General features: G+C 61.4%; 20 protein-coding genes and 3 pseudogenes. 12 read left to right on the top strand and 11 right to left on the bottom strand.

What is annotated here, in order from left to right; genetic code table 11:
* Window positions 1-3 precede the first annotated feature (3 nt).
* Entirely contained in the window at window positions 4-828 is an 825-nt protein-coding gene (gene blaOXA, locus LVY75_15490) for a class D beta-lactamase (GenBank protein XAZ24604.1), read from the bottom strand.
* A gap of 104 nt (window positions 829-932) precedes the next feature.
* On the opposite strand from blaOXA, the gene LVY75_15485 reads away from it, so the two are divergent.
* From LVY75_15485 to LVY75_15465, 5 genes are all read left to right on the top strand, one after another.
* Entirely contained in the window at window positions 933-1,823 is an 891-nt protein-coding gene (locus tag LVY75_15485; protein XAZ24603.1) for a LysR family transcriptional regulator, read from the top strand.
* Between the two features lie 145 nt (window positions 1,824-1,968).
* Window positions 1,969-3,264: an Hsp70 family protein gene (locus LVY75_15480; GenBank protein XAZ24602.1), complete on the top strand. Its 1,296-nt coding sequence runs from the start codon at window positions 1,969-1,971 to the stop codon at window positions 3,262-3,264.
* Window positions 3,265-3,332: 68 nt separating this feature from the next.
* Entirely contained in the window at window positions 3,333-4,223 is an 891-nt protein-coding gene (locus tag LVY75_15475; GenBank protein ID XAZ24601.1) for a uracil-DNA glycosylase, read from the top strand.
* A 134-nt stretch (window positions 4,224-4,357) separates the two neighbouring features.
* Window positions 4,358-4,549, top strand: coding sequence for a hypothetical protein (locus LVY75_15470; GenBank protein XAZ24600.1), 192 nt, complete (start codon window positions 4,358-4,360; stop codon window positions 4,547-4,549).
* 66 nt (window positions 4,550-4,615) lie between these two features.
* Window positions 4,616-4,762, top strand: coding sequence for a hypothetical protein (locus LVY75_15465; protein ID XAZ24599.1), 147 nt, complete (start codon window positions 4,616-4,618; stop codon window positions 4,760-4,762).
* A gap of 23 nt (window positions 4,763-4,785) precedes the next feature.
* Here LVY75_15465 and LVY75_15460 read toward each other — a convergent pair whose 3' ends face one another.
* Both LVY75_15460 and LVY75_15455 read right to left on the bottom strand, forming a co-directional pair.
* Window positions 4,786-5,658, bottom strand: coding sequence for a hypothetical protein (locus LVY75_15460; GenBank protein XAZ24598.1), 873 nt, complete (start codon window positions 5,656-5,658; stop codon window positions 4,786-4,788).
* Between the two features lie 247 nt (window positions 5,659-5,905).
* Window positions 5,906-6,844, bottom strand: coding sequence for a DMT family transporter (locus LVY75_15455; GenBank protein XAZ24597.1), 939 nt, complete (start codon window positions 6,842-6,844; stop codon window positions 5,906-5,908).
* A gap of 576 nt (window positions 6,845-7,420) precedes the next feature.
* Here LVY75_15455 and LVY75_15450 point away from each other — a divergent pair.
* From LVY75_15450 to LVY75_15440, 3 genes and pseudogenes are all read left to right on the top strand, one after another.
* Window positions 7,421-7,516: pseudogene (locus LVY75_15450) on the top strand (methyl-accepting chemotaxis protein).
* Window positions 7,517-8,573: 1,057 nt separating this feature from the next.
* Window positions 8,574-11,222 carry an aminopeptidase N gene (gene pepN / locus LVY75_15445; GenBank protein XAZ24596.1) on the top strand — a complete coding sequence of 883 codons (2,649 nt, stop codon included), beginning with the start codon at window positions 8,574-8,576 and terminating at the stop codon, window positions 11,220-11,222.
* Between the two features lie 204 nt (window positions 11,223-11,426).
* Window positions 11,427-13,743: pseudogene (locus LVY75_15440) on the top strand (ATP-binding protein).
* Window positions 13,744-13,755: 12 nt separating this feature from the next.
* Here LVY75_15440 and LVY75_15435 read toward each other — a convergent pair.
* From LVY75_15435 to LVY75_15420, 4 genes and pseudogenes are all read right to left on the bottom strand, one after another.
* Entirely contained in the window at window positions 13,756-16,713 is a 2,958-nt protein-coding gene (locus LVY75_15435; protein ID XAZ24595.1) for a bifunctional [glutamine synthetase] adenylyltransferase/[glutamine synthetase]-adenylyl-L-tyrosine phosphorylase, read from the bottom strand.
* A gap of 92 nt (window positions 16,714-16,805) precedes the next feature.
* The gene (locus LVY75_15430) at window positions 16,806-18,212 is read right to left on the bottom strand and encodes a HAMP domain-containing histidine kinase (protein ID XAZ24594.1); all 1,407 of its coding nucleotides are present in this window, start codon (window positions 18,210-18,212) and stop codon (window positions 16,806-16,808) included.
* On the bottom strand, window positions 18,209-18,886 hold the full coding sequence (locus tag LVY75_15425; protein ID XAZ25729.1) for a response regulator transcription factor: 678 nt from the start codon (window positions 18,884-18,886) through the stop codon (window positions 18,209-18,211). Before LVY75_15425 ends, LVY75_15430 begins: the two co-directional genes overlap by 4 nt.
* 202 nt (window positions 18,887-19,088) lie before the next feature.
* Window positions 19,089-20,649, bottom strand: a pseudogene (locus tag LVY75_15420) (Do family serine endopeptidase).
* Window positions 20,650-20,887: 238 nt separating this feature from the next.
* Between LVY75_15420 and LVY75_15415 the strand changes: the two are divergent.
* The 4 genes from LVY75_15415 to LVY75_15400 are packed head-to-tail and all read left to right on the top strand — an operon-like array spanning window position 20,888 to window position 22,559.
* Complete coding sequence (locus LVY75_15415) at window positions 20,888-21,235, top strand: metalloregulator ArsR/SmtB family transcription factor (protein ID XAZ24593.1); 348 nt, start codon at window positions 20,888-20,890, stop codon at window positions 21,233-21,235.
* 39 nt (window positions 21,236-21,274) lie between these two features.
* Window positions 21,275-21,751 carry an SRPBCC domain-containing protein gene (locus LVY75_15410; protein ID XAZ24592.1) on the top strand — a complete coding sequence of 159 codons (477 nt, stop codon included), beginning with the start codon at window positions 21,275-21,277 and terminating at the stop codon, window positions 21,749-21,751.
* A 5-nt stretch (window positions 21,752-21,756) separates the two neighbouring features.
* Window positions 21,757-22,173 (top strand): VOC family protein, encoded by a 417-nt coding sequence (locus LVY75_15405; GenBank protein XAZ24591.1) that lies wholly within the window; start codon window positions 21,757-21,759, stop codon window positions 22,171-22,173.
* A complete protein-coding gene (locus LVY75_15400; protein ID XAZ24590.1) occupies window positions 22,170-22,559 on the top strand; it encodes a DoxX family protein in 390 nt (129 codons plus the stop codon). The genes LVY75_15405 and LVY75_15400 overlap by 4 nt, the downstream gene beginning before the upstream one ends.
* Window positions 22,560-22,597: 38 nt before the next feature.
* Here the strand turns inward: LVY75_15400 and LVY75_15395 are convergent, their stop codons facing one another.
* The 4 genes from LVY75_15395 to ccmI are packed head-to-tail and all read right to left on the bottom strand — an operon-like array spanning window position 22,598 to window position 26,695.
* The gene (locus tag LVY75_15395; protein ID XAZ24589.1) at window positions 22,598-23,053 is read right to left on the bottom strand and encodes a cytochrome c-type biogenesis protein CcmH; all 456 of its coding nucleotides are present in this window, start codon (window positions 23,051-23,053) and stop codon (window positions 22,598-22,600) included.
* The gene (locus LVY75_15390) at window positions 23,050-25,047 is read right to left on the bottom strand and encodes a heme lyase CcmF/NrfE family subunit (GenBank protein XAZ24588.1); all 1,998 of its coding nucleotides are present in this window, start codon (window positions 25,045-25,047) and stop codon (window positions 23,050-23,052) included. The genes LVY75_15395 and LVY75_15390 overlap by 4 nt, the downstream gene beginning before the upstream one ends.
* Entirely contained in the window at window positions 25,044-25,556 is a 513-nt protein-coding gene (gene ccmE / locus LVY75_15385) for a cytochrome c maturation protein CcmE (GenBank protein XAZ24587.1), read from the bottom strand. The genes LVY75_15390 and ccmE overlap by 4 nt, the downstream gene beginning before the upstream one ends.
* Window positions 25,553-26,695, bottom strand: a complete 1,143-nt coding sequence (ccmI, locus tag LVY75_15380; protein XAZ24586.1) for a c-type cytochrome biogenesis protein CcmI — start codon at window positions 26,693-26,695, stop codon at window positions 25,553-25,555. Before ccmI ends, ccmE begins: the two co-directional genes overlap by 4 nt.
* Between the last annotated feature and the right edge of the window lie 85 nt (window positions 26,696-26,780).

The following is a 26,780-nucleotide window of genomic DNA, read 5'->3' as shown; positions in this document are numbered from 1 at the left end:
CTTTCAGCGGTCTTCGACCAATCCGGGGAAGTCCGCAACCAGCGTATCGCGCGTCTCGAAGCTGATCGGATTGTCGGCGTAGCGATGATTGGCGATGTAGAGCCTCGCGAAAATCAGCCGTCTGTCGCCCTTTGTCGCCCAGCCGACGAACCAGCCGAGCGGCCGTTCATAATTGGTCTTGCCGGCCGCGTTGCGCAACCAGCCGGCGCCGGTCTTGCCCTGGATATCCCAACCGTCGGCCGCTTCAAAATGCGGGATGATCGCCTCCGTCATCTGCCGCGCGCGCTGCGATATCGGCAGGCGGCCGGTTCGGAACCGGCGGAGGAACTGCACCTGGTCCTCGGCGGAGATCCTGAGCGATGACATCAGCCAGGATTCGGTTAGCCCATCCGTATTGCCAGGACCGCCCGAGACATCCTCATTGCCGTAGCCGAAGCGCCTGACGTAATCGGCAAAGGCACGTTTGCCGAGCTTGCGGGTCAGCGCCTGTGAGTACCAGACGATGGAATCCCGCTCCCAGATGGTCGGGTCGGTATCCTTCTGCTCGCGCTGCGGTCGCTTGAGCTTCGGATCATATGTCCAGAGCGGATTGTGCTCATCGACCAGAATGCCGGAATCATAGCCCATCATGGCCAAAGGCAATTTGAAGGTCGACTGCGGATAGAAGCCCTGATCACAATTGCCCTTACGGTAAATCGTCTCGCCGCTCTTCTCATCAATGATGACGGTGCAGCGGATGGGATCGGCGGCATATGCCGGCGCCGGTTTCATGGAAATCACTGCAATACTTATGGAAAATGCCAGAAGAACAAGTCTTTCGAAAGCCACTTTCTCTCTCCATATGGTTCGACCTGGGCTTTCTAGGCTGGCTTGCGAGGCCCAATCAAACGACGATATTTCCGGTCAGGTATAAATCAGATTAGGCCATTGCCATGGTTCGACCATATTTGCCGCTGAATTCGCTGCGCGCCTTCGAGGCAGCGGCGCGCCATCTTTCCTTCACCCGGGCGGCGATCGAACTCTGCGTTACGCAGGCGGCCGTCAGTCATCAGGTGAAACTCCTGGAGCAACGGCTCGGCGTCAGCCTGTTTCGCCGCCTGCCGCGCGGGCTGATGATCACGGAGGAAGGGCTTGCGCTGCTTCCTGCCCTGCAGGATTCCTTCGACCGCATGGCCGACATGCTGGAGCGTTTCGAAGGCGGTCATATGCGTGAAGTGCTGAAGCTCGGCGCGGTCGGCACGCTTGCCGTCGGCTGGCTCCTGCCGCGGCTTGCCGATTTCCGCGAGCAATATCCCTTTATCGATCTCAGGCTTTCGACCAACAACAACCGCGTCGATATTGCTGCCGAAGGGCTCGACTATACGATCAAGTTCGGCAACGGCGCCTGGCACGACATAGAGGCCGAAGCCCTGTTCGAAGCGCCACTCTCGGTGCTCTGCATTCCCTCGATCGCCCGCCAGCTCTCCTCCCCCGAAGACGTCGCCCATCAGACGCTGCTGCGCTCCTACCGCGCCGACGAATGGCCGGGCTGGTTCGAGAAGGCTAACGTCACCTCCCCACCGATCCGCGGCATGGTCTTCGATTCCTCCGTGCTGATGATCGAGGCGGCACTGCAGGGCGCGGGCGTAGCGCTCGCACCGCCCTTGATGTTCTCCCGCCAGCTAGCTGCCGGCGAGCTGGAACAGCCCTTTCCGGTCTGGATCTCGAAGGGCAGCTACTGGCTGACGCGGCTCAAATCCCGCTCTGTTACGCCCGCCATGGAGATGTTTCGCAAGTGGATCGGCAAGATGGCAGAAGGGACACGCGTGCAACTCGGAAACTAAGCGGCATGGGTTGCTTTCCGCCTGCTCCTATGCGATCACGCGCCTCTCACAAGATATCAGGGGCGCACAACAAGGCGCCCTTTCGCATTTCGGGGTATCCGCCCCGGCTCATAGATTTTCGACATATTTGACAGGGAGCACGGCCATGGCACGGGCGCTCGGGCTTGACTTCGGCACGACCAATACTGTTCTGGCGCTGGCAGACGGCGGCGCCGACACGCATTCCATATCACTGACCAGCAGCGCCGGCACGGCCGACAGCATGCGCACTGCGCTGTCCTTCATGAAGGACGCGCAGCTTGGCGCTTCGGCGTTGAAGGTGGAGGCCGGACATGCGGCAATCCAGCAGTTCATCGACAATCCCGGCGATTGCCGCTTCCTGCAGTCGATCAAGACCTTTGCGGCAAGCGCGCTTTTCCAGGGCACGATCATTTTCGGCAAGCGGCAGAGCTTCGAAGACCTGATGGAAATCTTCATCCGGCGTCTGCGCCACTATGCCGGCGAGAACTGGCCAGGCGACGTGAACCGCATCATAGCCGGCCGTCCCGTTCATTTTGCCGGCGCCAATCCGGACCCGGTGCTGGCGGTGCAGCGATACAACGAGGCGCTGACGCGCTTCGGCTTTCCGGAAATCCATTATGTCTACGAACCGGTCGCGGCCGCTTTCTACTTCGCGCAGAACCTGAAAGCCGATGCGACCGTGCTCGTCGCCGACTTTGGCGGCGGTACGACGGACTATTCGCTGATCCGCTTCGAGACCAGAGCCGGCAAACTGACGGCAACGCCGATCGGCCATTCCGGTGTCGGTGTCGCCGGCGACCATTTCGATGCGCGCATGATCGACAACATCGTTGCGCCGCAGATCGGCAAAGGCAGCCATTTCAAGAGTTTCGACAAGATCCTCGAGGTACCGTCAAACTACTATGCGAGCTTCAGCCGGTGGAACCAGCTGTCGATCTTCAAGAGTTCGAGGGAATTCGAAGACCTCAAGAAGCTGGTGCGCACAGCGCTGGAGCCCGAGAAGCTGGAAATCTTCGTCGACCTTATCGATCACGACGAGGGCTATCCGCTCTATCAGGCCGTCTCGGCAACGAAAATGGCGCTTTCGGCCGCCGAAGAGGCGCCCTTCGATTTTGCCCCGCTCGGCCGTGGCGGTCACCGCACGATCAAGCGCAGCGATTTCGAAAGCTGGATCGTCGATGACCTCGCCCGGATCGAGGGGGCGCTGGACGAGGTGCTGGAAAAGACCAACACCGATGCATCCGGCATCGACAAGGTGTTTCTGACCGGCGGCACATCCTTCGTACCGGCCGTGCGGCGCATCTTCACCGAGCGCTTCGACAGCGACAAGATCGAAACCGGCGGCGAGTTGCTTTCGATCGCGCACGGTCTGGCGCTGATCGGCGAACGCGACGATATCAACCAGTGGACTGTGCAATAGTGGCCGAAAGGGCGCGGGCAAGGATGCCCGCCCTTTCATTGCCGTTTTCGCTCCGCTAAAGTCTGCTCATGATCTCCGCAAACGACCTGAGTCCGGCCGAACTTGCAGCACTTCTGCATTTCCATGCGGAGGCGGGCGTGGACTGGTTGCTGGAAGAAGAGCCGGTCGACCGTTTCGCCGAGTTCGAGGCGATGAAGGCCGCGCGCCGTTCGGCCGCACCGGCCGCGCAACCGCAGCCAGACAGACAGGCGCCACCGGAGAGACCGGCGTCCCCTCGCCCTGCGCCGCAGCAGACGGCAGCGTCAATTCCGTCCTCGCGGCCACAGCCGGCAATTCCTGACGGCGAAGCCGTGCAGCAGGCGCGGTTTGCAGCCGAGAGCGCTCGCTCGCTTGCAGAACTGAAAACGGCGCTCGAAGCCTTCAATGGCTGCAATCTGAAAAACAGCGCCCGCTCGACCATTTTTGCGAGCGGCGATCCGGCAAGCGGCATCATGGTGATCGGCCCCGCGCCAGGCGCCGATGACGAGCGCGAGGGAGCGGCCTTTGCCGGCAGGCAAGGTCAATTGCTGGACCGAATGCTGGCTTCGATCGGGCTCGAGCGGTCAGCCATTCTCCTGACGCAGATCATTCCCTGGCGTCCGCCGGGCAACCGCATGCCGTCGGCGGCCGAGACGGAGATCTGCCGTCCCTTCATCGAGCGGCAGATCGAGCTTGCCGAGCCGCGTGCCATTCTGCTGCTCGGCAACTACACGGCGCGCTTCTTCTTCGGCGAAAATGACACGATCCACGGGCTTCGTGGCCGCTGGAAGGAGATCGCCGTCGCAGATCAGGTCATTCCGGCCATAGCCAGCCTGCATCCCCAGGACCTGTTAACCGCGCCCGTCAACAAGCGGCTTGCCTGGAGCGACCTGCTGGCCTTCCAAGCTCGACTTAAAGAACTGTCTCTGCTTACAAATTAGCCAAGTTTGAAAATATTGTGAATATTCCCATGCAATGTACGCATGGCTGCATCCTGCAAGGGGGCATTGAAGAATCGATGCTGCACTGCAATATAGAGGGCGTGTCTTGGGAGGAATGAACAGGAACCAAGGCCATGAGCAAAAGTTTTCGTCCTATACATTGCGGGTTTGAAACCCTGCGCCAAGCAAGCGATCAGGTTCGCAGCACCCAGGGCTACAGCCGTTTCGGCTTTGCCACGAACGAACAGATGATCGCCCGCGGTACCGGAATCAGCAGCCGCACCTCGCGTCCGGCAATGATCTTCGCGGACTTCCAGGAATATTGAAAATTCCGGAATGATGATCCGGCAGGCGGTTCGCCTGCCTTTTCGTGTTTCCGAAAGTAGCGACCGATGTCCACAATTCTGATTTCACTGCTGAGCAATATCGACTCTTTCGAACATATCCGTGCTGCGGTCTGCGCTGCGCACGAATATCGCCGCGAGCTTTGCGACACGCCGTCAGAGGCCCGGACCCCGGCTTCCGCCATCGCGCTCTGAGAGCATGGTTTGCTGGAATTGCTTCAGCAGTTTTCGGATTCGAACCTCGCCTTTGCCCATTCGAAGGCTTCGTCCACATAGGCGAATTTGATCGCCTGCCAGCCGACATATTCCCTCAGAAAATCGCGCGACAGCCACAGTTGCGACTTCTTCGGCTCGTCGTACCAGCCGAGACAACCGCGCTGGGCGCCCTTGGCGAGCAGCCGCTGGAGATGCGTGCGCGACATCATGAAATCACCGGCGAGCGGGCGGGTTTCCACCCTGCCGATCGCGAGCCGTTCCGGATCGCCTCCCTCGAGATCGAGCCGGGACATGAAATGATCGATGACCATGCCGCCCGCTTCCGTCCAGAGGAACAGCGCCACCTGTTCAGGCGGTTCGCGCCATCTGCTATCCTCGAGGCAGTTATAGGCAATACGCGGCTGGATCTGGCGGAAAAGCACGGGATTTTCATGCAGAAACGCCGCCCGGTTTCCACCATCGATGAGATCAAGCGCGCCGAGGTTGGAGTGCAACCAGCCGAACATTGCCTGATGGCTGACTTCGGCGGGCTCGAAATGGCGCGGACGGCGGCGTTCGTCACCCGGCGTATGGGCGATGAAGCGGTAGGTGAAGAGTTCTTCGATGAAGGCAAGCACGGTATTGCGGCTGGCGATCTTGTGCGCGGTGATCTTGCCGGTCAGCCGGACGGCGGTGAAACCCGAGGTCACATCCCGCGGGTCATATTCCAGATGCAGTGCATAGGCCGTCTGCGTCAGGAGCCAGCGTTGATGCGAGGCCAGCAGGCGCGCCAGCCGCGGCCCCGCATCAAACATGCCGCGCATTTGCCCGGCCAGAAAGCGAATGCTCACTACGAAAGAGGGGGTCTGCGCCAGTTCTTCCGCTGTGAACGCCATAATGCTTTTCCTCAACCCTCGCTCGAAAGCCAGCGTTCGGAGCAGCGATACCGAAACTCCCCCGGCATCTATGGCCTATCGATTATGCACGGCTTTGAATAAATGAAAGTAATTCACTTTCATAACCATATTTCTGACAAAAGCGATATCCCAAGATTTCACCACCCCCTTCTCTTTTGAGGGAGTGGCGGAATAGATTTTCAATTATTGCGATAGTAAATTCCACCTGTGATACAGGCACTGCCACTCAGGATTGCGGTGCGCCAGCTTTTCGCGCTTCGCGACTCTCGAGGCCAAGCTGGTGCTCGCGGTAGATAATGAAGACGCCGGCGGCGATAACGATGAGGGTGCCGAAGAGCATCGTACTGCTCGGAACGTCACCGAAGACATAATAAGCGACAATGCCGCCGAGCAGGATCGAGCTGTATTCGAACGGAGCGATGGTGGAGACATCGGCGTGCCGGTAGCTCTCGGTCAGGAGGATCTGCGCCACACCGCCGCAGAAACCGGCAGCGATCAGGAAGAGCGCCGAGGTCCAGTCGAGCAGAAGCCAGCCGAAGGGGACAGTGACCAGGGAAAAGACCGAAGCGGTGATCGAGAAGTAGAGCACGATCGTCGCCGTCTTCTCTTCCTCGACAAGGCGACGTACCTGGATCATAGCCATGCCGCCGAGAACCGCCGACAGCAGCACGCAGAGTGCGCCGACGGCCTGTTCAGCCGCCATGCCGCCTTCCCTGAATAGCGTGAGCTTCGGCCAGGAGATGATGGCGACACCGACGATGCCGAAACAGACCGCGCTCCAGCGGTATACGCGCACCGTCTCGCCCAGGAAAACCGCTGCGAAGATGACGGCGATTAGCGGCATGGCATAACCAAGCGCGATCGCCTCCGGCAGCGGCAGGTGCAGCAGCCCGTAAAAGCCGAAGCCCATCGAGATGATGCCGAGCGTCCCGCGCTTCAGATGACCGATCGGATTGGCAGTATAGAAGGCAGAGCGCAACTGATGCCGGTAGCCGAGATACGCCATGATCGGAAACAGCGCGAAGAAGGAACGACAGAAAGTCACCTGGCCTGGCGGGATATCCGAGCCTGCCAGCTTGATGAATGTCTGCATGGCCAGGAAGACCACGACCGACGAGACTTTCAGCGCAATGCCTCTCATCGGGTTTCTGAGAACCGATTCCATGATCCTGGCTCTTATGCGGGCATGCCGAGCGGGGAGACGCGTTCGACTCGAACGCAGCGGATGATTTTTTCATCGTAACCGAAGAAATGCGCCGGCGGGAAAAAATCTGCGCGTACCAAACGCCGTGCGTGCATTCGCACGCTCTAACTTTTGGAATTTACGCATCGGGCTTTTCGAAAATCGATTCTGATTTTCGGGCAGATGCTGCAGCGAGCAAGTATTTACCTGCTTTTGATCTGCCGCTTTTCTGTGCAAATTCGTCTTTTGATGAAAAAACTTCTCGTTTTACGCTTATTCGCCCGAAAATGTTCGCATCCGGACCCTTTGCGTTAACCTGTTGCAAACCATGCCCCCGCATCGTTCGCAGTTAATTAATCATACAAAAGAATCGCATTCGTACGCAGCCAGTCGCGTCAGCTTATTTTCAGGATCTTTTTGATGAAGCCGCTCAGCGCAGAGATCATATCCCAGTCACAGAATGCAACGCCCCGCTCGATGCGTGTCGTCACCGACGGCATCAGCACGGACCTGGAGCGTTTCAGCACCGACAACACCAGCATCGTCAAACAGATCAAGCTGCTTGCCATCAACGCACTGATCGAGGCGGCGCGCGCCGGTGAAACCGGCAAGGGCTTTGCGGTGGTTGCCAATGAAGTGCAGCGGCTGGCACAGATCGCCACCGAGATCACCAGCAAGTTCGAGAGCAATGTGCTTGGACGCATCGGTCTCAGCCGCGCGATGGCGGATTCGCTCGTGACCGAAATGGAAGGCGTGCGGCTGACCGATCTCGCGCAGACGCTGGTCCAGCTCATCGTGCGCAATCTCTTCGAGCGCACTGCCGACGTGCGCTGGTGGGCGACGGATACGGCGCTGTGGCAGGCGTTGCAGGAGCCGGACAAGGACCGTATCGCCTTCGCGGGCGAACGGCTCGGCGTCATCAACCGCTTCTATACCGTCTATCTCGACCTCGTCATGACCGATCTCTCCGGCCGGGTGATCGCGTCCGCCAACCCGACCTTCCAGCGCAAGATATCAGGCTCATCGCTTGCCGGTGATCCTTGGTTCCGGGCAGCGGCCAGCTGCGCGTCCGGCGACAGCTATGTCGTCGATGAAGTCAAGCCGAGCGTTCTGCACGACCAGCGGCATGCGCTGGTCTATGCGACCGGCATCCGCGAAGGCGGCAAGCTCGACGGCAAGCTGATCGGCACGCTCGGCGTTTATTTCGACTGGCAGAACCAGGGCCAGGCGATCGTCGAGAAGGAGGCGAACCTGCCGCCGCAGCTTGCGGAAAAGACCACCGTCATGCTGCTCGACGGCGCAAGCCGGGTGATCGCCTGCACCAATCAGGCTCTGCTCTTCACCCATTTCGCTCTCGCCAACCCCACCGGCCAGGCAAAGGGCAGCTATTACGACAACAATGGCTCGATCGTCGCTTTCGCGCGCACGCTCGGCTACGAGGATTATGACGGGCTTGGCTGGTACGGCGTCGTCGTGCAGCAGACGGAAAGCGATGTTGCGATCAAGAACGCCCTCAATCTCAAATAGCAGCTTTCTCCTTTCTGCTGCATGCACGATAATTCGACCATAATAAATTGGCTGTGAACTTGGCGCTCACGGCCAATTTGCTTTAACTTTAGTTCAGACTTTAATGTAATCATGGCGGCCAAATTTCAGCAGAGTGCGCCCGCCTCTGTATTCGGCCATTGTCTAATAAAGGTCTTCAGGCAACATGCGAACAGATACCGGCCAGGTCATCAATCTGGCAGATTACCGCCCAACAGATTTCGTGCTGGAACGCGTCGACCTGACCTTTGAACTGGATCCGACGGAAACAAAGGTAGAAGCCCGGCTGATCTTCCATCGCCGCGAAGGTGCCGATCTCTCCGCTCCCCTTGTTCTCGACGGCGACGAACTCAATCTTTCCAGCCTTCTCTTCGATCAGAACGAGCTGGCGCCGGAACGCTACACGGTAACGCCCGAAAGCCTCACGATCCGCGACCTGCCGGAAACGGCGCCGTTCGAAGTCACCGTTACCACGCTCATCAATCCCGAAGCCAATACGCAGCTGATGGGCCTTTACCGCACCAGCGGCATCTATTGCACGCAATGCGAGGCCGAGGGCTTCCGCCGCATCACCTATTTCCCCGACCGGCCGGATGTGCTGGCGCCCTATACGGTCAACATCATCGCCGACAAGGATGCCAATCCGCTGCTGCTGTCGAACGGCAATTTCCTCGGCGGTGCCGGCTACGGCCCGGGCAAGCATTTTGCCGCATGGTTCGATCCTCATCCGAAGCCGAGCTATCTCTTCGCGCTGGTCGCCGGTGATCTCGGCGTCGTCGAAGACACGTTCACCACGACGTCCGGTCGCGAGGTCGTGCTGAAGATTTATGTCGAACATGGCAAGGAGCCGCGCGCGGCCTACGCCATGGACGCGCTGAAGCGCTCGATGAAGTGGGACGAGGAAGTGTTCGGGCGCGAATACGATCTCGACATCTTCATGATCGTTGCCGTCTCCGACTTCAACATGGGGGCCATGGAGAACAAGGGTCTCAACATCTTCAACGACAAATACGTGCTCGCCGACCCTGAAACGGCGACGGATGCCGACTACGCCAATATCGAGGCGATCATCGCGCATGAATATTTTCACAACTGGACGGGCAACCGCATCACCTGCCGCGACTGGTTCCAGCTCTGCCTCAAGGAGGGCCTGACCGTCTATCGCGACCACGAATTCTCGTCGGACCAGCGTTCGCGTCCGGTCAAGCGCATCGCCGAGGTGCGCCACCTGAAATCCGAGCAGTTTCCGGAAGATGGCGGCCCGCTCGCCCATCCGGTGCGCCCGACCAAATATCGCGAGATCAACAACTTCTATACGACGACGGTCTACGAGAAGGGCAGCGAAGTCACGCGCATGATCGCGACCCTGCTCGGCCGCGAGACCTTCAAGAAGGGCATGGACCTCTATTTCGATCGCCATGACGGCCAGGCCGTCACGATCGAGGATTTCGTCAAATGCTTCGAAGACGCCAGCGGCCGCGACCTCGCGCAGTTCTCGCTCTGGTACCATCAGGCCGGGACCCCGCTGGTGACCGCATCCGGCACCTATGATGCCGGCGCCAATACGTTCAGCCTGTCGCTGGAACAGATGATCCCCGCGACACCCGGCCAGCCGACCAAGGAGCCGATGCACATTCCGCTGAGCCTCGCGCTGTTTGCCGAGGACGGGGCCAAGATTGAGCCATCCTCCGTCGAGGGCGCCGAATATGCCGGCGAGGTGCTGCACCTGACGGCGCGGACGCAAACCGCCGTCTTCCACGGTATCGGTTCGCGGCCGGTGGTTTCGATCAACCGCAGTTTCTCTGCGCCGATCAATCTGCATTTCGACCAGAGCCCGGCCGATCTGGCGCTGCTTGCCCGCTATGAAACGGATCACTTCGCCCGCTGGCAGGCGCTGACGGATCTGGCGCTTCCGAACCTCCTGAAGGCGGCCCGCGATGCCCGCGAGGGTGCCGCCATCGTTTGCGAACAGACCTTCATCGATACGCTGGTCGCAGCAGCAGCCGATGAAAGCCTCGAGCCCGCCTTCCGCGCCCAGGCGCTCGCCTTGCCGAGCGAATCCGATATTGCCCGCGAACTCGGCAGCAATATCGATCCCGACGCCGTGCATGCAGGTCGCCAGGCGATCATGAAACAGATCGCCGAAGCCGGCAAAGCCACCTTCGCGGCCCTCTACGACGCAATGACCACGCCCGGCGAATTCAGCCCGGATGCCAAGAGTGCCGGCCGCCGTGCGTTGCGCAACGCCGCCCTCACCTACCTTTCCTATGCCGAGGGTACTCCTGTTCGCGCCAAGGCTGCCTTTGACGGCGCCAACAACATGACCGATCTCAGCCATGCGCTGACGATCCTCGCTCATCGCTTCCCCGACAGCGCGGAGGCAAAGGCGGCGCTCGAAGCCTTCCGCAGCCGTTTCCAGGAAAACGCGCTCGTCGTGGACAAATGGTTTGCGATCCAGGCCGGCATTCCCGGACAGGGCGCGGTCGATCGCGTCAAGGCGCTGATGGAAAACCCGCTCTTCAAGCGGACTAACCCGAACCGCATGCGCTCGCTGGTCGGCACGTTCGCCTTCGGCAACCCTACCGGCTTCGGTCGTGCAGATGGCGAAGGCTACCGTTTCCTCGCCAGCCAGATCCTAGACATCGACCAGCGCAACCCGCAGCTTGCCGCACGGTTGCTGACCTCAATGCGCTCCTGGCGCTCGCTGGAATCGATCCGTGCCGATCATGCACGCTCGGCATTGCTCGAGATCGAAGGAGCGGCGAACCTTTCGACCGATGTCCGCGACATCGTCGAGCGCACCCTCAAGGGGTGATTTACCACAAATGATTTGCCGCCTAGCTGTCTTGTGTTCTCCGGACAGCTAGGCCGGCCATCGGCGAATCCCTCCGAAATACCAGCAATCGCAAATGGTTAATAAATTTTTACCAGCAGCTCTGGACAAGGCGAATCACGCATGATTCTCTGTGTGTAGTTCGAGCGAGCGGCGCGCGAATCACACGAGGGATTAGGTTCAGAGATGATGGACGTGCGGCGGGCAACCGCGGCCGAAGGACGGCTGCGTGTCGATTTTGGCGGGCTCAAAGCCTGGCGCGACAGCCTGTCCGGAAACGCTGCGAAAGCTCCTGAACCATTGCTGCGCCACCTGCCGAAGGCAGAGCTTCTCCTGAAGCGCACGATCCCCGTTCTGATCGTCGCCTTCCTTGCCGTCGTGGCGGCCTCGCATTTCTTCGGCATGGTCAGCGAATATAGCCGCATGGAAGCTTCCGCGCGCCACGCGACGGCGCTCTCGGCTGCAACCGCGGCCGCCGTCTTTGCCGATGCGACCGATCTCTTCGACGGCGGCAGCGCCGCAGAGGCGCAGGCGCGCCTTGTGAAATTCCTGCCGCAGGACCGGCTGGAAAAACGGCGCCTTCGTGCTGCTGGTGGAGGCGAGCGGCAAGGTGTTTGCGGCAACGGCGGCGGGTGCCGCCTATGTCGGCGCCGATGTCTCGGCCCTGTTCCCCGAGATCTCCGCGATCCGCCGCTTCGGCGACCGCACCGACGTCATCGAAACGAGCATCGGCGGCGAGCTGCATTATGCCGAGATCTCCCTGATGGGCACGGCGGGCGGCTATATCGTTTCCGCCACCTCGCTCAACGAGATAAACCGTCTCTGGCGCGAAGAGCTGACGCTCAACGTCACGCTGTTTGCCGGCATTTCCTCCATCCTGCTCGTCATCCTCTATGCCTATTACATGCAGGTGAAGCGGGCGCGCGATGCCGACGACATCTTCCTGGAATCCAATCTCCGGGTGGAGACGGCGCTATCGCGCGGCCGCTGCGGCCTCTGGGATTTCGATTTCCACAATCGTGAATTCTTCTGGTCGCGCTCGATGTACGACATGCTCGGGCTTGCTGGTTCGGACAAGACGATGAGCTTTGCCGATGCAGCCCGCCTCATGCATCCCGAGGACAACGGGTTGCATGAGATCGCCCGCGCCATCGCCAAGGGCGATTCCGGCCAGGTCGACCAGATTTTCCGCATGCGCCACGCGAGCGGTCATTATGTCTGGATGCGCGCCCGCGCCCAGGTGATCCGCAGCCATTCCGGCCGCGTGCACATGATCGGCATCGCCATGGACGTGACCGAGCAGCATCGCCTGGCCCAGCGTTATGCCGAGGCCGACCAGCGTCTGGCCGATGCCATCGAGTGCACCTCGGAAGCCTTCGTGCTGTGGGACAAGAACGACCGGCTCGTCATGTGCAACGCGCATTTCCAGCAGGCCTACGGTCTTCCCGACAGCGTGCTCGTGCCCGGTACCGAGCGTACGGTCGTCCATGCGGCCGCGGCACGCCCGGTGATCGAGCGGCGTATCGCCGATGCCGACGGCTCCGGCTATTCGCGCACGACGGAAGTGCAGCTTGCCGACGAGCGCTGGCTGCAGATCAACGAGCGCCGCACCCGAGACGGCGGGCGCGTATCCGTCGGCACCGACATCACGCCCCTGAAGCGTCACCAGGAGCGCCTGCGCGATTCCGAGCGCCGGCTGATGGCGACGATCAACGATCTCTCTGCCTCGCGCCAGACGCTGGAAACACAGAAGGCCGAGCTTTCGACCGCCAACTCCAACTATCTGGTGGAGAAAGAGCGTGCGGAAGCGGCCAACAAGGCGAAGTCGGAATTCCTCGCCAACATGTCACATGAGCTGCGCACGCCGCTCAACGCCATTCTCGGCTTCTCGGAAATCCTGCAGAACCAGATGTTCGGGCCGCTCGGCTCGGCCAAGTACAATGAATATGCCCGCGATATCCATGACAGCGGCAAGCATCTGCTCAACGTGATCAACGACATTCTCGACATGTCGAAGATCGAGGCAGGCCATATGCTGCTGTCGCGCGAGCGGATCGATCTCGTGCCGCTGATCGAGGAAAGCCTGCGTTTCACCGCCATTCCGGCAGCCGAGAAGAACATCGTCATCCAGCAGCGCATCTCCTCGGGCATGACGCTGATGGCCGATCGCCGCGCCATGAAGCAGGTGCTGCTCAACCTGCTCTCCAATGCGGTGAAATTCACCAACGAGGGCGGGCGCATCGCCGTGCGCACCCGCCGCGTCGCCGATGGCGTCATGGTCACCATCGCCGATACCGGCATCGGTATCCCGCGTGCAGCACTTATCAAGATCGGCCAGCCCTTCGAGCAGGTGCAGAGCCAGTATGCCAAGAGCAAGGGCGGCTCAGGCCTTGGCCTTGCCATCTCCCGTTCGCTGACAAGCCTGCACGGCGGCAGCATGAAGATCCGCTCGCGCGAATCTATTGGCACGGTGATTTCGCTGCGCATTCCCGATCACGGCTGACGCGGAAAAGGCTCAAGCCTTTACCACCGTCTGGAAGACCTTGCGGACGGCCTTGGACAGCCGCTTCACCTCACCCTCCAACGTCTTGATGTCAGGGCAGTCTCCGGCGCGGCAGACGAGTTCGGTCAGGCCGGCGGGCGCCTCCTTCGGATCGAACATTCCATCGATGCAGAGACGGATCAACTGTGACAGCTCCGTATAGAGGGTAAAGGCTTCAAGGCAGGTATCGAGGTCTGCAGAACCCATCAACTTCTCGCCCAGCACCTTCAGGGCCGCACCCGTCGTCAGGCCGTTGATCCTGATATCGACACCCTTGGCTGGCGCGATCAGGGCGAGATACTGGGCGATGAATTCGACATCGATCACGCCGCCCGGAATGAGCTTCAGATCCCAGCCATTCTCCGGCGCCTTTTCCTTTTCGATCAGCTCGCGCATCTCGGCCACATCATGGGTCACCTTGGCGACATCGCGCTTCACCGAGAGCACGTCGGCAATGATGCTTTCGGCTTCACTGACAAGGCTTTCATCGCCGCAGATCAGCCGGGCGCGCGACAGCGCCATATGCTCCCAGGTCCAGGCCTCTTCGCGCTGGTATTTGCCGAAAGCATTGATGCGGGTTGCGACCGGGCCCTTGTTGCCGGAGGGGCGAAGCCGCATGTCGACTTCATAAAGCACGCCTTCGGCCGTGGGGGCCGAGAGGGCAGCAATCAGCCGCTGGGTGATGCGGGTGAAGTATCGCGTCGCATCGAGCGGTTTTGCACCGTCGGATTCACCGGCGGCATCGTCGTAGTCGTAGAGCAGGATGAGGTCGATATCGGAGCCTCCCGTCAGTTCGAAGCTGCCGAGCTTACCCATGCCGGCAATCGCAATCCTTCCGCCGGGATAATCGCCATGCGTCACGCGTATCTCGTTCATGACGGCGTCGAGGGCGGCTTCAATGATGAGATCGGCTAGATGGGTGAAGGCGCGCGCGGCCATGTCGCCGTTGATTGCGCCGGTCAGCAGGCGGATACCGATCAGGAAGCTCTGTTCCGACGCGAAGATGCGCAGACGGTCAAGCACCTCCTCATAATGCCGGGCCTGTACCAGCGAGGCCTTCAGCCGCTCGCCGAGATAGTCACGCGTCGGCAGCTCGGCCATCAGGCCGGGATCGAGCATGCCGTCGAAGACATGCGGGCGGGCGGCGATGACTTCCGCAAGCTTCGGCGCCGAGGACATGATGTTGACGATGAGGGAGAGCAGCGCCGGATTGCTGCCGAGCAGCGAGAAGAGCTGGATGCCCGACGGCAGGCCGGAAATGAAGCTGTCGAAGCGCAGCAGCGCCTCGTCCGCCCGCTTGCTTTCGCCGAAGACGCGCAGAAGTTCGGGCGTCAGCTCCGTCAGCCGCTCGCGCGCCTCGACCGATTGCGTCGCGCGGTAGCGGCCGTAATGCCAGGTGCGGATGATGCGGGAGATATCCGAGGGACGCTCGAAGCCGAGTTTTCTCAGCGTCTCCAGCGTGTCGGGATCGTCGCCCTGGCCGGTGAAGACGAGATTGCCGGTGCCCACCGATAGTTTGGTTTCCTGTTCGAACAGGTCGGCATAACGCCGCTCGACCGTCTTCAACACCTCCACCAGCCGCTCGGAAAAACTGGGCGTATCGGTAAAGCCCATCATGAAGGCGATGCGTTTCAGTTCTGCGTCCGTCTCCGGCAGGAGATGGGTCTGCTCGTCGCGCACCATCTGGATGCGGTGCTCGACATCGCGCAGGAACCAGTAGGCCTCGATCAGCTCGTCGCGGGTTTCCGCGTCGATCCATTTTGCCCTGGTGAGTTCGGCCAGCGTCTCCTCGGTCACGCGCGAACGCAGTGCCGGCATGCGTCCGCCGGCGATCAGCTGCTGGGTCTGCACGAAGAATTCGATTTCGCGGATACCGCCGCGGCCGAGCTTGACGTTGTGGCCTTTCACGGCGATTGCGCCATGGCCCTTATGGGCGTGGATCTGCCGCTTGATGGAGTGGATATCCGATATCGCCGCATAATCGAGATATTTGCGAAAGACGAAGGGAACGAGACCGCGCAGGAACTGTTCGCCGGCAGCCAGATCGCCGGCCACCGCGCGGGCCTTGATGAAGGCGGCCCGCTCCCAGTTCTGCCCCCTGCCCTCGTAGTAGATCATGGCGGCATCGACGGGGATTGCGAGCGGCGTGGAGCCGGGATCCGGCCGCAGCCTGAGATCGGTGCGGAAGACATAACCATCCGCGGTGCGTTCCTGCAGGATGCGCACCAGCCGCCGCATCATGCGCGGAAAGATCTCGATCGCGTCATCGGGGTCGGGCACAATGCCGGCTTCTTCGTCAAAGAAGACGACGAGGTCGATATCGGAGGAATAGTTGAGTTCGGAAGCGCCGAGCTTGCCCATGCCGAGAACGATCACGCCGGAGCCTTCGCTCGGGGCCGCAACATTCTTCAGCTTCAGCTTGCCGCTTTCATGCGTTGAGAGCAGCAGGTGATCGATGGCGGCGGTGACTGACGCTTCTGCCAGTTCGCTGAGCCAGCCGGTTGTCGCCCGGCCGTCGAAGATGCGGGCGAGATCGGCAAGGGCTACGAGGAAGGCCACCCTGCGCTTGACGATGCGCAGCCTGCTCATCACCTGGCTTTCGCCAAGCGTACTTCCTTCGCCGTCCGGTTTCCAGCAATCGCGCGCTTCTACAATCAAAGCCCCGATCTGCGGCTCCAGCGGATCGCTGATGGCAGAGGCAAGGATTGCCGGATCGAGATTGGCGATTTCGCGCAGATAGGGAGAGAGCGTCAGGACGGCGGCGATAAAGTCGCGCAGCGCCCCCTCGGCCTTCAGCATCTCAGCCACGACGGGCTCGCTCTTGCCGATATCCTGCAGGTCGGCAAGCGCCGATTTCAGTTCCGTCTGGTTCAACGGCCGCAAGAGGCCTTCGGTGACATCCTTGAGGCCGTGCTTCGATTTCGTCAGCATTCGCTCTCCCTGCATCGCTGCAATGCGACTAAACTAGGGTGTCGAAGCTAGGGCCTCAAGGCGAAAGCGCCAATATGAAAATGATAAGAAAATCAGGCAGGCCTTGCGGGGAAAACCATGCTGACGGTGAGGCCGGGACGTTCCGCATTGCCGGGCTCGGTATCGGAAAGCTCCAGTGTGCCGCCATGCAGCTCCATGATTGCTTCGACCAGCGAGAGGCCAAGTCCGGTGCCGGGTTTCGAGCGGCTTTCGTCCAGGCGCACAAAGCGCTTCAGCACGTCCTCGCGCCGATCGGGCGGGACACCCGGCCCGTGGTCGGCGACGGACAGGCAGATGCCATCAGGACGGCGGCGAAGCTTCACCGAGACGGAACCCGCACATTCGGTATCGGCGGAATATTTGATCGCATTGTCGAGCAGATTGAAGATCGCCTGGCCGATCAGTTCGCGATTGCCCTGGATCTCGATACCGGGCTCGATCTCGGAGTTCAGTGCCATGCCCGCCTCGTCGGCCACCGGCTCATAGAGTTCGGCGCTGTCGGCGACGATGGCTGAGAGTTCGATCGGCGACATTTCGGCGGCAACGGAACCGGCTTCCACGCGCGAGATCATCAGCAGCGCGTTGAAGGTGCGGATGAGCTGGTCGGATTCGGAGATGATGCCTTCCAGCGCGCTGCGGCGGACTTCGCCATCCTCGATATCGAGCGCATCTGCGGCCTTGTTGCGCAGGCGCGTCAGCGGCGTCTTCAGGTCATGGGCGATATTGTCGGAAACCTGCCGCAAGCCCTCGTTCAGTTTTTCGATCCGCTCCAGCATGTTGTTCAGCGAGACGGAAAGGCGGTCGAACTCATCGCCGGAACCGCCGACCGGCAGGCGCTGCGAGAGATCGCCGGCCATGATCTTCTTGCCGGCATCCGACATGCGGTCGATGCGCTTCAAGGCATTCCGGCCGATGCCGAACCAGATGATGATGGCGCCGAGGCCCATGATGGCGAGCGCGATCATCAGCGCCTGACGCACCAGCACGCGGAAACGTTCCGGCTCGCCAAGGTCGCGACCGATCAGCACCCGTAGGCCATTGTCGAGGACGAAGATGTTGGCAATCGCCGTATGCCCGACCACTCCGCTATCGGTGTAGCGCTGATAGGAGAAGGGCACCGACGTCCAGCCCTGTTCCTCGAACACACCCGGCTGCACAGAGGCGACATTGCCGGCAAGGATATCGCCCGAGGGACCAGCGATCAGATAGAGATTGGCGCCAGGCTGACGAGCGCGTCGTTCCATCGTGCGAAGGAGAAGGTTCATGCCCCCGGCATCATAGGCGCGCTGTACCTGCGTCACTTCCTGGGCGACCGCGTCGCGGATCTGACCGGACAGCAGCCGCTCGGACATCGCCGTCACGTAGAAGACGAGCGTTGCGGCGCAGATTGCAAAGAGCAGAATATATAGGGCCGAAAGACGGACTGCAGTGGACTTGAAGAGAACCCAGAAACGGCTCATCCCTCATCCTTGATCATATAACCCGCGCCGCGGATCGTCTTCAGCAGCGGCTGGCTGAAGTCCTTCTCGATCTTGGAGCGCAGGCGCGAGACATGCACGTCGATAACATTGGTCTGCGGGTCGAAATGGTAATCCCAGACATTTTCGAGCAGCATGGTGCGGGTCACCACCTGGCCGGCATTCTTCATGAGATATTCCAGCAGGCGGAATTCGCGCGGCTGCAGCGGGATTTCCTTGCCGCCGCGGCGGACTTCATGGGACAGGCGGTCGAGCTCAAGATCGCCGACGCGATAGACAACATCCTGATCCGGCGTGCCCTTGCGGCGGCCGAGCACTTCGACGCGGGCCAGCAACTCACTGAAGGCATAGGGCTTCGGAAGGTAGTCGTCGCCGCCGGCGCGCAGACCGGTCACGCGGTCGTCCACCTGGCCAAGCGCCGAGAGGATGAGAACGGGCGTATGGATGCCCTTGCGGCGCAGCTCGCTGATGACGGAGAGACCATCGCGGCGCGGCAGCATGCGGTCGATGACGATGACGTCGTAGGTATTTTCCGACCCCATGAAGAGACCGCTTTCGCCGTCGCTAGCATGGTCGGCAACGATCCCCGCCTCGCGAAAGGCTTTTGTAAGATAGACCGCCGCTTCCAGATCGTCTTCGATAATGAGAATCTTCATGCGGCCGACATTACCCGCCGGTTGCTTTTCGGCAAGGCTCAAAGCGTCTTCCTGTTGTGGGGAGGTCATTGCGGGCGTCCTTCATAATTGAAGAATTTGGCATAATCGAAGAATTAGGCGGCCGTGAAGAATTCGCGGGCTCGTGAAACGGAGCCGCGCAGCATTTGCTCCTGCGCGGCTTCAGCTTTCCGGGGCTGGAAGATCAGCCCTGACCGTTGATCGGAAGGGCGACGAAACGGCTGCCGTCCTTCGACTGGATCTGGAACAGCGCGCGGGTGCGGCCGTCCTTCTTGGCCTGGTTTATGACGCGGACGACATCGTCGGCGCTGGAGACCTCCTGGTTGTTGACCGAGGTGATCGTTTCGCCTTCCTTGATGCCCTTGTCGGCAGCATCCGAATTCGGATCGATGCCGGTGATGGCTAGGCCCTTGCCGTCATCCGACGGGCCGACCGTCAGGCCGAGATCGGCAAGCGCCTTCTCGGAAGCCGGCGGCTGGGCCTGCTCCTGCTGGTCGTTGTCGTCACCAGCGGAAGCCTGCTGATCGGCCGGCAGCGTGCCGAGTTCGACGGTTACGGACTGGGCCTTGCCGGAACGCCATACCGAAAGCTCGACCTTGCTGCCCGGCGTCATCGCACCGATGCGGCGGCTGAGATCGCGGGCATCCTTGACCGGCTCACCATTGACGGCGGTGACGACGTCACCGGTCTTCATGCCCGCCTTCTGGCCGGGCGTGCCCTCCTGAGCGGAGACGACAAGAGCGCCGTTTGCTTCGGAGAGGCCGAGGGAAGTCAGCAATATCCTTGGTGACCGGCTGGATCTGCACGCCGAGGTAACCGCGCGAAACCGTGCCGTCCTTCATCAGGTCGGCGACGACATCCTTGGCGGTAGAAGCCGGGATCGCGAAGGCGATGCCGACGCTGCCGCCCGACGGCGAGAAGATCGCGGTGTTGATGCCTACGACCTGGCCATTGAGGTTGAAGGTCGGGCCACCCGAGTTACCGCGGTTCACGGCCGCATCGACCTGCAGGTAATCGTCATAGGGGCCGGAGCCGATATCGCGGCCGCGGGCCGAAACGATGCCGGCCGTGACCGTGCCGCCGAGACCGAAGGGATTACCGACGGCGACGACCCAGTCACCGACACGGACCTTGTTGTCATCGGCCCAGTTCACGTAGGTGAATTTGCGGCCCTTGCCATCGACCTTCAGCACGGCGAGGTCGGTGCGCGGGTCCTTGCCGATCAGCTTGGCATCGAGCTCGGTGCCATCGTTCATGACAGCGACGAAGGCGGTGCCATCGGAAACGACATGGTTGTTGGTGACGATATAGCCGTCTTCGCTAATGAAGAAGCCGGAGCCTTGAGCGACCGGACGCAGACGGCCCGGGCCGCCCGGCTGGCCGAAGCGGCGCTGCTGGTTCTGGCCCTGGTGGCCCTGCTCGCCGAACTGGCGGAAGAACGGCTTCAGGGCGTCGGGCAGATCGTCAAAGCCGCGGCCGTTGAAATCGAAAGAGAAACCATCACCATCGTCGGAGGCCGGCTTGACGCGGCTTTCGACGCGAACGGAAACTACGGCCGGGGAAACGGCGTCAACGACATTGGCGAAGCTCGGAACCGAGGGAGACTGGACATTGACAGCCTCGGCATAGGAACGGGAAATCTCGACAGGGATACCGGTTGCAAGAACGGCGGCTGCCAGACCTGCAACGGTGGATGCCTGAAGCACCGTTTTAAGGGACGGACGTCCGCGGAAATTTTTCAGCATAAGAGCTCCTTCTCTTTTTTCAGACCCTCTTTCCGGCGATGCCGGATCAGTGATGGACCGAGATATAGGACGCCGCACCTTACTACGAACTGTCCAGCCCATGAAAAATTCGTAATGTACCAACATTCTTTTGGTTGCATGTCGGACAAGGTCAACTCGCGGCTCTCTATTTAACCGATCGGTTGACAATCAAGGTTGGACCCTATATTTAACCATAGAGTTACATACGAGGCCCTTCATGCAAACCGACACTCTAAGCGCCACTTTCGCGGCCCTTGCGGACCCCACGCGGCGGGCCATCATCGCACGGCTGGCCGAAGGCGAGGCTTCGGTCAACGAACTCGCCGCTCCCTTCGACATGAGCCTTCCGGCCGTCTCCAAGCATCTAAAGGTGCTGGAAAAGGCTGGCCTCATCAGCCGGGGCAAGGAGGCCCAATGGCGACCGGCCAGGCTCGAACCGCACATGATGAAAAGCATCGCCGACTGGCTGGAGCAATACCGGCGCTTCTGGGAATCGAGTTTCGACCGCTTGGATGGCTACCTGCAAAATATCCAGAAGGCGGACGACAGCGGCCCCAGCAACTGATCGCCGACCCGCATTTTCAATCATCACAAGGGGAATACCATGGCCGATCAGCTGTCGCGCCCCACATTGCATATGCAGCGGATATTCAATGCACCCCGCGCCCTCTTATGGGCCGCCTGGACCCGGCCGGAAATGGTCGTCGCCTGGCTTGGTCCGGTGGAGTGGCCGGCGGTCAGCGTCGTGCAGGATCTACGTGTGGGCGGCTCCTATCGGGCTTGCCTGAAAAACGCCGAGGATGGCCGGCTGCTGTGGCAGAGCGGCGTCTACAGGGAAATCGAGGAACCCTCGCGCCTGTCCTTCACCTTCCAATGGGAGGATTCGCACGAGGACGGCGAGCCGGTCATAACCCTGGTGACCGTTATCTTCGAGGAACTGGCCGAGGGCCGCACGCGCATGGATTTCACCCATGCGGAGCTGAAATCCGAAGAGAGCCTTGCCGGACACAGACATGGCTGGGAAAGCACCTTCGGCAGGCTGGAAAGCTGGATTGGAAATCAGGGAAATCAAAGGGAGTGATGACCATGAAACTCGTGACGAATCTCGTTTTCAAAGGCGAATGCCGTCAGGCCTTCGAATTCTATGCCAAAGTGCTCGGCGGCAAGCTGAACGGCATGTTCACATTCGCAGAAGCGCCCGGCGACATGCCGATCGATCCGTCCTTCAAGGACAAGATCATGCATGCCTGGCTCGATGTCGGCGACCAGTCGCTAATGGGCTGTGACGCCCCTCCCGGATATCAAGAGGACATGGGCGGCTTCAGCGCCACCTATCACAGCCAGGATGCGGCGGAAACGAAGCGTGTCTACGACGCACTCTCTGAAGGCGGCAAGATAACCATGCCCTTCAACGCGACCTTCTGGTCGCCGGGCTTCGGGATGTTCACCGATCGCTTCGGCACGCCCTGGATGGTCAATACGATCCCGACGGACCGGCAATGAGCAAGAAGGCCATGATCTGGACCGGGCGCGTGCTGACCGGGCTTTTTGCACTCTTCATGTTCGGCGCATCGATCGCACCCAAGCTTCTGGGCCTGCCGGTCGCGGAGGAAACCATGACCGCGCTCGGCTGGCCTAATGGCTATGTACTCATGATCGGCCTGATCGAGCTTACCTGCCTCGTGCTCTACCTCCTCCCGCAGACCAGCGTGTTCGGCGCGGTGCTGATGATGGGGCTGCTCGGCGGCGCGATGGCCACGCAGATCCGGGCCGGAAGCCCGCTCTTCAGCCATATATTGTTCAGCATCTATCTCGGGCTGTTCATGTGGGGCGGGTCGTGGCTGCGTGATCCCGTGGTCAGGGCGCTGTTTCCATACCGGAAAGCGTGAGGATCGCCATTCCGCTGCCGCTGCGGCGGGATGGTTCGCTATTTTTCAAGCAATTCGGCAAGCCTTGCCTGCTCTTCTGCCGTCAGCTTGCTGCCAGTTGGCTTTCCAGCCCGCTTGCGGGCAAAGACGATGAGCGAAACCCCGCCGGCAAGGATCAGCAGCACCGGGGCGCCCCAGAGCAACAGCGTGCGCAGACTGAAGCGCGGCTTCAGCAGGACGAATTCCCCGTAGCGCGAGACGATGTAGTTCAGCACCTGCTCGTCGCTGTCGCCATCGGTAATGCGCTCGCGCACCAGCAGGCGCAGATCCTTGGCGAGGTCGGCATTGGAATCGTCGATCGACTGGTTCTGGCAGACCATGCAGCGCAGTTCGGCCGACAATGTTCGCGCCCGCGCTTCGAGGGCCGGATCGGAGAGCATCTCGTCCGGGTTGACGGCGAAGGCCGGTGCGGCCGCCAGGATCAACGTCAGGACGAGGAGGAAACGCCTGATCATTCCGCCGGCTCCATGGCAGGTGCCACTGGTTTTGCTGGCTTTGCCTTCCTGCTCGGAGCCCCGACGCGCAGGCGCCGGTCGGTCAGCGAGACGAAGCCGCCGAAGGCCATGATGAGCGCCCCGCCCCAGATGCAGAGGATGAACGGTTTCCACCAGATGCGCACGACGATGCCGCCGTCCTTCGTCGCGTCACCCAGCGAGACATAGAGCTGGCTGAGGCCGAACGTGAGAATACCGGCCTCCGTCGTCGGCATCTGCCGGGCAGTGTAGAGCCGCTTGGCAGACCAGACATCGGCCACCTCGGCGCCACCACGACGGATCGAGAAATGGCCGCGATCCTCGGTGTAGTTCGGGCCGGTTGCCGGCCGCATGCCGTCAAAGAGAATGCTGTAGCCGCCGGCCTCCGTCGACTGGCCCTGCTTCATCTCGACCACATGTTCGGTCTGGAAGGTGGTCACGGCGACGATGCCGAGCACGGTGACGCCAAGACCGGCATGGGCAAGCGCGGCGCCGAAGGCCGAGCGCGGCAGGCCGGTCAGACGGCGCCAGGCGATATCAGCCTTCACCTTGCCGATGCCGGCGCGATACCAGAGGTCGGCCGCCGCGCCAAGGATCAGGAACAGGCCGGCGGCAAGGCCGATCACTGCCATGACCGGGCCGCCATGTTCGATATAGAAGAAGACGAGGGCTGCGACGAAAGCGAGACCGGCCACGACATAGAGGCGCTGCAACGCGCCGAGCAGATCGCCGCGTTTCCAGGCGAGCAGCGGGCCGAAGGGCACGATGATCAAAAGCGGCGCCATCAGCAGGCCGAATGTCAGGTTGAAGAAGGGCGGGCCGACGGAGATCTTGTCGCCAGTCAGCGTCTCCAGCACCAGCGGATAGAGCGTACCCGTCAGCACCGTGCCGCAGGCAACCGTCAGGATCAGGTTGTTGACGACGAGCGCGCCCTCACGCGAGATCGGCGCAAACAGACCGCCGGCCGACAGAAGCGGAGCACGGAAGGCAAAAAGCGATAGCGCCCCGCCGATGAAGATCAGCAGAATGCAGAGGATGAAGACGCCGCGGCTCGGGTCGCTCGCGAAAGCATGGACCGAGGTCAGGACGCCGGAGCGCACCAGGAAAGTGCCCATCAGCGACAGCGAGAAGGTCAGGATGGCAAGCAGCACCGTCCAGATCTTCAGCGCTTCCCGCTTTTCCATGACGAGGGCCGAGTGGAGGAGTGCGGTGCCGGCAAGCCAGGGCATGAAGGAGGCGTTCTCCACCGGATCCCAGAACCACCAGCCGCCCCAGCCGAGTTCGTAATAGGCCCAGTAGGAGCCCATGGCGATGCCGAGCGTCAGGAAGGTCCAGGCAGCGAGCGTCCAGGGCCGCACCCAGCGCGCCCAGGCGGCATCGATGCGGCCATCGAGAAGGGCAGCAACCGCAAAGGAGAAGCAGACGGAAAAGCCGACATAACCGAGATAGAGGAGCGGCGGATGGATGGCGAGGCCGATATCCTGCAGCACCGGGTTCAGATCCTTGCCCTCGGCCGGCGCCGGATCGAGGCGGGTGAAGGGATTGGAGGTCAACAGGATGAAGAGGATGAAGGCGACCGAGATCCAGGCCTGGACCGAAAGCACATTGGCCTTCAACGTATCGGGCAGATTGCGGCCGAAGATCGCGACCAGCGCGCTGAACAGCGCCAGAATCAGAAGCCAGAGCATCATCGATCCCTCGTGATTGCCCCAGACGCCGGAGTACTTGTAGATCAGCGGCACCAGCGAATGCGAATTCTCCCAGACATTCTGGACGGAGAAGTCGGAAACCACATGGGCATAGGTCAGCACGCCGAAGGAGAAGGCAACGAGGGCAAAGAGCAGGACCGAGCCGAGCGGCGCCACATCCATCATCGCCTGATCGCCGCGCCTTGCACCGATGACGGGCACGAGCGACAGGATGATTGCCGTTGCGAGCGCCAGAACCAGCGCATAGTGGCCGATCTCGATGATCATGGCGTTGCCCTTGTCTGTTGTCCCTGGGCTTCCTGGCCCTTTGCCGCCTCGCCTTGCGGTGCGGCCCCCTTGCCCTCTTCCCAGAGGCCCTGGGCCTTCAGCCTGTCGGCGACTTCCTTGGGCATATAGGTCTCGTCATGCTTGGCAAGCACGGTATCGGCGGTGAAGACATTGCTGCCTGTCTCGAACGCGCCCTCGGTCACCACCCCCTGCCCTTCGCGGAAGAGATCGGGAAGGATGCCCTGGTAGCGGACATTGACGATCTGACCGCTCGGATCCGTCACGGCAAAACGCACGACCGAGCCCTCGCCGCGCATGACGCTGCCCTCGCCCACGAGGCCGCCGAGGCGGATGCGGGTGCCTGGTGCGATCGGGTTGCTGGCGAGATCGCCGGGCATGTAAAAATAGGCGACCGACTGGCTGAAGGCGAACATGACGAGCAGCACGGCGGCGGCAATGAAGCCCATGCCGCCGGCAATCACCGCCATGCGTTTCTGCTTGCGCGTCATTCGCTCAATCCCTCCGTCGCGATGCCGAGCTCCTTGCCGAGCGCCAGCAGCTGCCTGCCCTCATCGCCTGATGCCGGGAAGGCTGCAAGCCCGCGCTTCAGGGCGCCTGCAGCGCGATCCTTGTCGTTCAATACGGCGTAAGAGCGGACGAGACGCATCCAGCCCTCGAAATTGTTGGGATCAGCTGACAGCTTCGCATCGAGGCTTTCCACCATGCCGCGGATCATCTGCTGCCGGTCGCCGCTACTCATCGTCTCAGCCGCGGCCACATCCTCGGAAGTCGGGCCGCCCGGCGCCGCGGGCTGGGCCTCGGGTGCTGCCGCCTGACCGCCATTCTTGGCGATGTGCTCGTTGACCAGCGGCAGCCAGGGGGCATCGGCAGGCGATTGCTTCGCCAATGTCTCGAAAGCGCTCCGCGCCTCTTCCGGCTGACCCGCCTGCTCCATGCTCAGGGCAATGTAGAAACGTGCACGCGGATTGTTCGGCTCGAGGGAGAGCGACTGTTCGAGCAGCTTGCGCGCATCTTCCGTCACCACGCCTTCTGAGACCGCCATCAGCGTTTCGGCAAGACCGTCGAGACGCGCGGGGCTCGGGCCGAGCAGGCGGATAGCGTTGCGATAGGCGGTCTCGGCATCGGAAACGCGCATGGTGCTGAAATAGATCGGCGCCAGCACATCCCAGCCCTTGCCGTCGTCAGGGTTCTGCGCCAGATGCCGTTCCGCCTTGGCGACGAGGACGGCCATATCATTGCCGGGATTGGCAAGCCGCGCCTCCAGCGGCTGCGACGGCAGGTCGGGCCTGCCGGTATTCATGTAAAGACAGAGCCCGATGACGGGCAGGAGCAGCACGATGAAGGCTTCGGTCAAGCGGTGATGCCGCGCGGGCTTGCGCAGTTCGGCTGGAGCAGCACCGGAAACGGCGATCAGCCGCCGGCCGATTTCGGCGCGCGCATATTCGGCCTCATCGGCGCTGATCAGACCGCCCGAGAGATCCCTGTCGAGTTCGCGAAGCTGATCGCGATAGACAGCCACTTCACCGGCGTGCGTATCCTCCACCGTCTTTGCTCCACGCAAAAGAGGGTAAAGCAGAATGGCGGCAACGGCCGCCGTCAGGACGGCCACGAGAATCCAGAACAGCATATTGGCCCAAATACTTGAAGCGCGCCCTCATTCCAACTGCCAATGCCGTGTTGACGAAGATTTGAGGCTTTTGGCCGCAAGGATA

It is taken from the genome of Sinorhizobium sp. B11, assembly GCA_039725955.1.
GTDB lineage: Bacteria > Pseudomonadota > Alphaproteobacteria > Rhizobiales > Rhizobiaceae > Rhizobium.
The sequence above is the reverse complement of the archived record's forward strand: the minus strand, read 5'-3'. Positions and strand labels throughout refer to the sequence as shown.

Coding starts and splice junctions, on each gene's coding strand:
- LVY75_15485 (XAZ24603.1), top strand. CDS start 933: ATGGTTCGACCATATTTGCCGCTGAATTCGCTGCGCGCCTTCGAGGCA.
- LVY75_15480 (XAZ24602.1), top strand. CDS start 1,969: ATGGCACGGGCGCTCGGGCTTGACTTCGGCACGACCAATACTGTTCTG.
- LVY75_15475 (XAZ24601.1), top strand. CDS start 3,333: ATGATCTCCGCAAACGACCTGAGTCCGGCCGAACTTGCAGCACTTCTG.
- LVY75_15470 (XAZ24600.1), top strand. CDS start 4,358: ATGAGCAAAAGTTTTCGTCCTATACATTGCGGGTTTGAAACCCTGCGC.
- LVY75_15465 (XAZ24599.1), top strand. CDS start 4,616: ATGTCCACAATTCTGATTTCACTGCTGAGCAATATCGACTCTTTCGAA.
- LVY75_15460 (XAZ24598.1), bottom strand. CDS start 5,658: ATGGCGTTCACAGCGGAAGAACTGGCGCAGACCCCCTCTTTCGTAGTG.
- LVY75_15455 (XAZ24597.1), bottom strand. CDS start 6,844: ATGGAATCGGTTCTCAGAAACCCGATGAGAGGCATTGCGCTGAAAGTC.
- pepN (XAZ24596.1), top strand. CDS start 8,574: ATGCGAACAGATACCGGCCAGGTCATCAATCTGGCAGATTACCGCCCA.
- LVY75_15435 (XAZ24595.1), bottom strand. CDS start 16,713: ATGCTGACGAAATCGAAGCACGGCCTCAAGGATGTCACCGAAGGCCTC.
- LVY75_15430 (XAZ24594.1), bottom strand. CDS start 18,212: ATGAGCCGTTTCTGGGTTCTCTTCAAGTCCACTGCAGTCCGTCTTTCG.
- LVY75_15425 (XAZ25729.1), bottom strand. CDS start 18,886: ATGAAGATTCTCATTATCGAAGACGATCTGGAAGCGGCGGTCTATCTT.
- LVY75_15415 (XAZ24593.1), top strand. CDS start 20,888: ATGCAAACCGACACTCTAAGCGCCACTTTCGCGGCCCTTGCGGACCCC.
- LVY75_15410 (XAZ24592.1), top strand. CDS start 21,275: ATGGCCGATCAGCTGTCGCGCCCCACATTGCATATGCAGCGGATATTC.
- LVY75_15405 (XAZ24591.1), top strand. CDS start 21,757: ATGAAACTCGTGACGAATCTCGTTTTCAAAGGCGAATGCCGTCAGGCC.
- LVY75_15400 (XAZ24590.1), top strand. CDS start 22,170: ATGAGCAAGAAGGCCATGATCTGGACCGGGCGCGTGCTGACCGGGCTT.
- LVY75_15395 (XAZ24589.1), bottom strand. CDS start 23,053: ATGATCAGGCGTTTCCTCCTCGTCCTGACGTTGATCCTGGCGGCCGCA.
- LVY75_15390 (XAZ24588.1), bottom strand. CDS start 25,047: ATGATCATCGAGATCGGCCACTATGCGCTGGTTCTGGCGCTCGCAACG.
- ccmE (XAZ24587.1), bottom strand. CDS start 25,556: ATGACGCGCAAGCAGAAACGCATGGCGGTGATTGCCGGCGGCATGGGC.
- ccmI (XAZ24586.1), bottom strand. CDS start 26,695: ATGCTGTTCTGGATTCTCGTGGCCGTCCTGACGGCGGCCGTTGCCGCC.